A 5,980-nucleotide genomic window follows, 5' to 3' on the forward strand; every position below is an offset into this window, starting at 1 on the left:
GTTGGCCTGCTCGTTGAGCTGTGCATAGCTGAGCTGCTGGTCCTCGAAGACCACCGCGGTGGCCTGCGGGCGCTTGGCCGCCTGCGCCTCGAACAACTGCGGCAGGCTTTGCGGGCCGACCGGCGTCGTGGTGTCGTTCCAGGACACCAGCAGCTTCTGGCGTTCCTCGGTGGTGAGCAGGTCCAGCCGTCTCACGGAGTTCGCTTCTGCACCGGCTTCGAGGAACGTGTCCAGGAACCGGAGAACGCCAGCGGGTCCGCAGGCCGAGAAGACAGGGGAATCTTCAACCTGGCCGGCATCGAAGTGGAGAGTCGTACCGGGCGCCTCCGGCCGCCCCAGAATGGCTATTGCCAACCCGCTGACAGCCCCGAGTGACAGGTTCTTCGTATGCGCAGTACACCTCTCGACCTCGAGCGGTCTCGAGATGGGAAGCATTGAGTTCACCACAAGCGGGAGGTTCGATCGAATGCCGCCGCGGAGCTCCAGGTCCCGGGCTATTTCTTCACCGGGATAGAGCGAATGCGCCCTGAGTTCTTTTAGTCGCTCCGAAACCTGAAGTAGCAATTCAGTAACTGATGTTCGCGGGTGCACATCAATGCGAAGAGGGAGCAGGTTGGCTGAGGTCAACGGAGAAGCAGCTCGGCCTCGATCAGCGCGCCCGAGGGTTGGAACTCCGATGAAGACCGGAGTCTCCCCCGTCAGCCGATGCAATAGAGCGGCACAGGCGGCCAGGACTACCTCTAGACCGGTAACTCCGTACGTCCTGATCGCCTTTGCGATACGCTCTCGTACACGCTCGGGGATCTGAACCGACTCACGTTTGTAGACGGGAGCAATTCCATCTCTCCCGTTTCCAAAGTAGTGGGCCGACCCGGACCATCCGGACAGGGTCTGACGCCAGTACTGATGATCTTCGGTGTACTGAGAGGTTTCGAGATACTTTCTTTCACTGTCTAACGCGTCCACCAAGGACGATCGCGGCAGAGATAAGGGCCTGCCATCGGAGTTGTAAGCATCAGCGACGAGCCGCGAGATGAGATCTACACCAAACATGTCGACAGCGATATGGTGATAGACCTGCGACCACCAGTAGATCTCATCCTCTAGTTTTATCAGCTTGAACTTGTACAGGCGGTCCGTAGAGACGTCAATCGGTTCTTGCAACTCAGAACCTAGCAGCGCACGAGCAGCGACCTCTGGATCCGCCGGCGCGTCACGCACGTCCACGGTGGTCACGGCCGACAAGTCGAAGGGCCTGACCATCTGGACAGGACGGCCAGCTTCTTCCAGGACCTTGGCGCGCAGTACATCGAGGCCATTGACGACAAGGGAGACTGCATCAATAAAGCGTCGCTCATCCAAGGGACCACGCAACTCGGTGTACTGGCCTATCACGTACTGGTGATCGTTTCGCGATAGGTGCGCAGCCAGCCATATCTCGTGTTGCGATCTAGACAGAGGAAAAGAGCGTCCCAGCGTAAACTCTTCCACGGATCCCCCACGCCTGGAAAGGTGTTTCGCTTTTCCGCCCGCGCATAAGAACGTTTCAGCAAAGGCGCACACGGGCGACAACACATTCACATAGCCCTTCACAATTGCGTCTCGCCAAAGCTAGCACGGTAATCTGTGAAAGATCTATGAAGTTCGATGATATAAATCACAGTGCATCATATGTGCAGCTCAGGCACTCGCAAGATGCACGTCCCCGCGCCTGGCCCTTCACAACCGTGGACGACCAGGTCAGTCAGGGCTAATATGTCAGGAAATCGCGTGATACGAATTGTTACGCGAAGCATATGATTTCCCTCACGCGAGTATCAATCGGCCAAAAGCTTTTCCCGCGTATCAGCTTGGAGTACAGGTGAGGCAAAACGGGGAACTAATCGACGAGATCATCGTCGCCGGCAGACAGGTTCGACTAGCCCTTGTCGAACAGCTATCTCAAGCCCTTTATGAGTCAGGGCTTACGATAGCGCAACTTCGTATACTGCTGCTGCTTCGCAAACTCGACGTGACACACGGCCGTGAACTGGTTGCCATTCTAGGGGTAAATGCGGCTACCCTCAGCGGCATAATCGACCGCCTCGTCTCAGCTGGCCTGGCACTTCGACATGAAGACCATGACGATCGGCGCATACGCCGCATCAGCCTCAGCGATAAAGGCGAGGCGACGCTCGAGCATCTATTAGATGGATTCGGTTTGGATGAGACAAGTTTTTTGGAGGACCTGTCACCCGCTCAATTGGAACTGATGCGCGAAGCGGCACACACCATAGCGCAGAGATTGGTGACGCCCGATGAGGCATCGGGCCAAAACGACTGACCTGGCGCTTCGTCAGTCCTTTGCGGTCTATCATCTTCGGTCGTGGATCGAGGATATACGGATCGCGAAGGCGACGCGGATCGGGTGGTTGACCAAGACGTTCCAGACCGGAAGGGATACGGCTGCTGTTCATATCGCCGACTCGGTCGGGAAGCGGGATGCCGGGTACTTCTAGCGCAGTTCTGCGGCTGACCGCGGCCGACGGCTCGACGCTGGATGCGCCAATAATCCGGCCGACCGGGCCGACCTGCGTTGGCACCAACTGGGACGTGCTCGTCGAGGATCTGCCCGTACAAAGTTCAGCTGGCGCAGACCCTCATCTCAGACACGCTGCCGGCGCGGCGACCGCGGATTGGGGATCAGGGTTGACGAACCGCCCAGGTGCGGCCGGTTTCGCGTGGTTCTGTTCGTTGGGCACTCAGCGAAGCCGGAGCACTTCGGTGGCCGGCGGGAGGTCCTCATGACGCCAAGCCACACTGACCGAGATGCGTTCTCCCGATGGTTCCGAACGCTCAAAGCGCCGGATCGGCCAAGGCTGCGTCTGGTCTGTTTCCCGCACGCCGGCGGAGCGGCAAGCTACTTCCGATCGTGGACGGTGCTGCTGCCCGACGATGTGGAACTGCTGGCAGTGCGCTACCCCGGGCGAGAGGATCGGTTCCACGAGCCGGCGACGGAGCGGATGCAGGACCTCGCTGACGCCATCGCACAGGCGAGTCTTGGCCTCGCGCGGGTGCCGACAGCGTTTTTCGGACACAGCATGGGAGCGTCGGTGGCGTACGAGGTCGCGATACGCTTGGAAGCATTGGCCGTTGACGTCATGCCTCGCATGTTGTTCCTGTCCGGCCGGCTAGGGCCGGGAAGCCATGCGACGAAGTCGCTCGCCGAGGCCAGCGATGAGGAACTCATTCTGGAGTTGAGCGCGATGAGTGAGGTGAACGTCGAAGTCTTCGCCATTGACGGCCTTCGTGATCTCCTACTCCCGGTGATACGCGCCGACTACCGCCTGATCGAGCGATATCAGCCAGCCCTTCCGCCGTCTGCACTCAACATTCCTCTGGTTGTCTACTACGGCGATCAGGACGAGGACGTGAACGCGGACAAAGTAAGCACCTGGGCCGCGACAACGCGATCGCACTTCTCCACACGGGCCTTCCCAGGCGGGCACTTCTATCTCGATCAGCACGCCGAGACAGTGGTCCGTGACATGCTCAGCCGCACTGACCGGATGTGAGTGAGCTGATCTCAGCGACTTTGCGGTAAGTATTTGTATTCGAAGTGGGTCAGGTGCATCCATGAGTCTTTTCCAACCTGATCTTGTAGGTGAGCCCAGGTCGACAGGTGTCGTGATCGGCGAGGATGACGATCAATGTCTCCGCGGCGGTCCGGTGATACGGTCAGCGGCCGGTCACCGGGGGCAGGTGGGACGGTTGGGCGGTCTCCCGGACACTGAATTCGTTGTCGTCGGGATCGGCCATCAGGACCGCGCCGTCGGCACTGATGTGGATCTGGGTGGCGCCGAGAGAGATCAGCTCGTCGACCGCCGCTTCCCGGTCGCCCGCGACCGCGGCCAGCTCGAAGCGCTGCCGGTTGGGCTCATCCTTCGGGGTCACGGGTGGGCCTGCCCAGGCGACCTTGGTGCCACCGAGCGGTGACTGGATCGCCGTCTCCTGGTCCCGGTCCCACACCAGCGGCCAGCCCAGCACCGTGTGCCAGAACAGGCCGACCTGCCGGGTGCCATCACAGGCGAGCTCACCCAGCACGCCGCACCCGGCGAGGTAGGCGTTGCCGGGCTCGATCACGCAGAACTCGTAGCCCGCCGGGTCGGCCAGGACGACGTGCTCCTCCTCGGGTCGCTGCCCGACGTCGAGGTGACGGCCACCGAGTTGGAGCGCCCTCGCCACGGTGCGCTTCTGCTCGTCCGGATCGGCGCTGGTCAGGTGCAGATGCATGCGGTTCGCGCCGAGGAGCCCGTCGCGGCCGGCAACGAATCGGAGACCGAGCTGCCCGCCCGCGCCTGGCAGCAGCGCCCCGACAGCGTCCTCGATCACCTCCCGGCCGAGCAGAACGGCCCAGAACCGCGCCGCTCCAGCTGGGTCGCACGCCTCGAAGGAAACTGCCACCAGCCGTAAACGCATCGCCCGACCATAGAGACCGCCCCCGCAGGGGCACCAACCCATTACTGAGCCATCTTCAGCGTGACGGTGCAGGTCGCTGCCGGTACGGCACCCCGACGTCTACATAGGACGAGGCTCCCGGTAAGACAGCAGTCGACCAAGATCCGATGCCCCAACCGGGAGCCTCGCTGTGCTGTCTTACTCCGCCGTGATTCCGCTGTCCACCCGTAGCCTGAACCACCTCGCCAGCCTCATCCGCCGGCACCGCGAGCTACGCCGATCGAAGTGGCGGCGCCTCGACCCGGGCCGGCAAGCCCTGCTCGCCCTGGCGCATCTGCGCAACGGCGACACCTACACCCGGCTGGCCTGCGGTTTCCAGATCGGAGTGGCCACCGCCTGGCGGTACGTCCGCGAGGCCGTCGACCTACTCGCCGCAACCGGCGACGACCTGGACACGGCGATGACACGGATCCGTCTGCTGGCCTACGCGATCGTGGACGGCACACTGATCCCGATCGACCGAGTCGCCGATCAGAAACCCTACTACTCCGGTAAACACCGGCGTCACGGCGTGAACGTGCAGGTCATCGCGGACGCAACCGGCCGCCTCGTCTGGGCTTCAGCAGCCCTGCCCGGCGCCGCCCACGACCTGACCGCGGCCCGCACCCACGGCATCATCGACGCGCTGACCGGCGCCGACGTGTTGACCTTCGCCGACAAGGCCTACCAAGACGCCCGCGGCAGCATCCGGACGCCGTTCAAACGCCACCGTCACCGGCCCAGGCTGTCGGCCCGGCAGAAAGCCGTCAACCGGGCCCACGCCCGGATCCGTGCCCGCGGTGAACGCGCCAACGCCACCCTCAAAACCTGGAAAGTCCTGGTCAAGCTGCGCTGCTGCCCGCGCCGCGCGACCGCGATCGTGCAGGCCATCCTCGTCCTACACCACGTCGAGAACCCGACCTACCGAGGATGAAAAAGGCTCCATGAAGGAGCGGTTCCCGCGCGCCAGCGGGCCGTTCTCGTGCTGCGCTTCTGGGAGGACCTGTCCATCGGCAGACCGCACAGACCCTCGGCACGTCCGCGGGCACCGTGAAGTCCCAGTCGAGCCGCGGCCTCACCACCCTGCGCCGGGCTCTGACCGAACAGGGCCTCGGCGCGGACCTTGACCACCAGGAGCAACGATGAGCGAGAACAACCTGCACCAGCTGTTCAGCACGGTCGTCGCCGCGCCACCGTCGGACACCACCGACATCGAGGCCGCGATCCGCGTGGGCGGACCAGCCGGAGCAGATATTGGCCCTCATCCTCGGTCAACCGGCGGGCCCACACGGGTGTCGACATGATGCACCTCGATCCACCCCCGCCAGATCCAGCGTGGACCGAAACATCCCAAACCTCACGCACCGGCACGGCGGGTCGCAAACCGGCAGCCCTTCAAGGTCAGCGCACTAGTGTGCTGCGCCGGAAATTCGCCTGTTAAGTCGGTGTAGGGTGGGTTGATGGCACGAACCGGGCGCCCGACTGCACCGCTGGTGTTGACCGA

At 62.8% G+C, this 5,980-nt stretch carries 6 protein-coding genes; 4 read left to right on the forward strand and 2 right to left on the reverse strand.

Annotated elements, in window-relative coordinates; all coding sequences use genetic code 11:
* The coding region (locus tag CLV70_RS38430; RefSeq protein WP_342750455.1) for a condensation domain-containing protein at window positions 1-1,593 on the reverse strand (1,593 nt) is incomplete at its 3' end.
* A gap of 268 nt (window positions 1,594-1,861) precedes the next feature.
* On the opposite strand from CLV70_RS38430, the gene CLV70_RS38435 reads away from it, so the two are divergent.
* Window positions 1,862-2,323: a MarR family winged helix-turn-helix transcriptional regulator gene (locus CLV70_RS38435; RefSeq protein WP_158277944.1), complete on the forward strand. Its 462-nt coding sequence runs from the start codon at window positions 1,862-1,864 to the stop codon at window positions 2,321-2,323.
* A 460-nt stretch (window positions 2,324-2,783) separates the two neighbouring features.
* The gene (locus CLV70_RS38440) at window positions 2,784-3,554 is read left to right on the forward strand and encodes a thioesterase II family protein (RefSeq protein WP_106131543.1); all 771 of its coding nucleotides are present in this window, start codon (window positions 2,784-2,786) and stop codon (window positions 3,552-3,554) included.
* A 163-nt stretch (window positions 3,555-3,717) separates the two neighbouring features.
* Here CLV70_RS38440 and CLV70_RS38445 read toward each other — a convergent pair whose 3' ends face one another.
* Window positions 3,718-4,458 carry a VOC family protein gene (locus CLV70_RS38445; RefSeq protein WP_106131541.1) on the reverse strand — a complete coding sequence of 247 codons (741 nt, stop codon included), beginning with the start codon at window positions 4,456-4,458 and terminating at the stop codon, window positions 3,718-3,720.
* A 169-nt stretch (window positions 4,459-4,627) separates the two neighbouring features.
* Between CLV70_RS38445 and CLV70_RS38450 the strand changes: the two genes are divergently transcribed.
* Both CLV70_RS38450 and CLV70_RS40050 read left to right on the forward strand, forming a co-directional pair.
* A complete protein-coding gene (locus tag CLV70_RS38450; RefSeq protein ID WP_106131542.1) occupies window positions 4,628-5,410 on the forward strand; it encodes a transposase family protein in 783 nt (260 codons plus the stop codon).
* Window positions 5,411-5,618: 208 nt separating this feature from the next.
* Complete coding sequence (locus tag CLV70_RS40050; protein ID WP_158277945.1) at window positions 5,619-5,780, forward strand: hypothetical protein; 162 nt, start codon at window positions 5,619-5,621, stop codon at window positions 5,778-5,780.
* The last annotated feature ends 200 nt before the right edge of the window (window positions 5,781-5,980 follow it).

The sequence above is a fragment of the Pseudosporangium ferrugineum genome (genome assembly GCF_003002065.1).
In the GTDB taxonomy this organism is placed as follows: Bacteria; Actinomycetota; Actinomycetes; order Mycobacteriales; family Micromonosporaceae; genus Actinoplanes; species Actinoplanes ferrugineus_A.

Excerpts from the sequence above, each read along its gene's own strand:
- CLV70_RS38440 (WP_106131543.1), top strand. The coding sequence starts at position 2,784 with ATGACGCCAAGCCACACTGACCGAGATGCGTTCTCCCGATGGTTCCGA.
- CLV70_RS38445 (WP_106131541.1), bottom strand. The coding sequence starts at position 4,458 with ATGCGTTTACGGCTGGTGGCAGTTTCCTTCGAGGCGTGCGACCCAGCT.
- CLV70_RS40050 (WP_158277945.1), top strand. The coding sequence starts at position 5,619 with ATGAGCGAGAACAACCTGCACCAGCTGTTCAGCACGGTCGTCGCCGCG.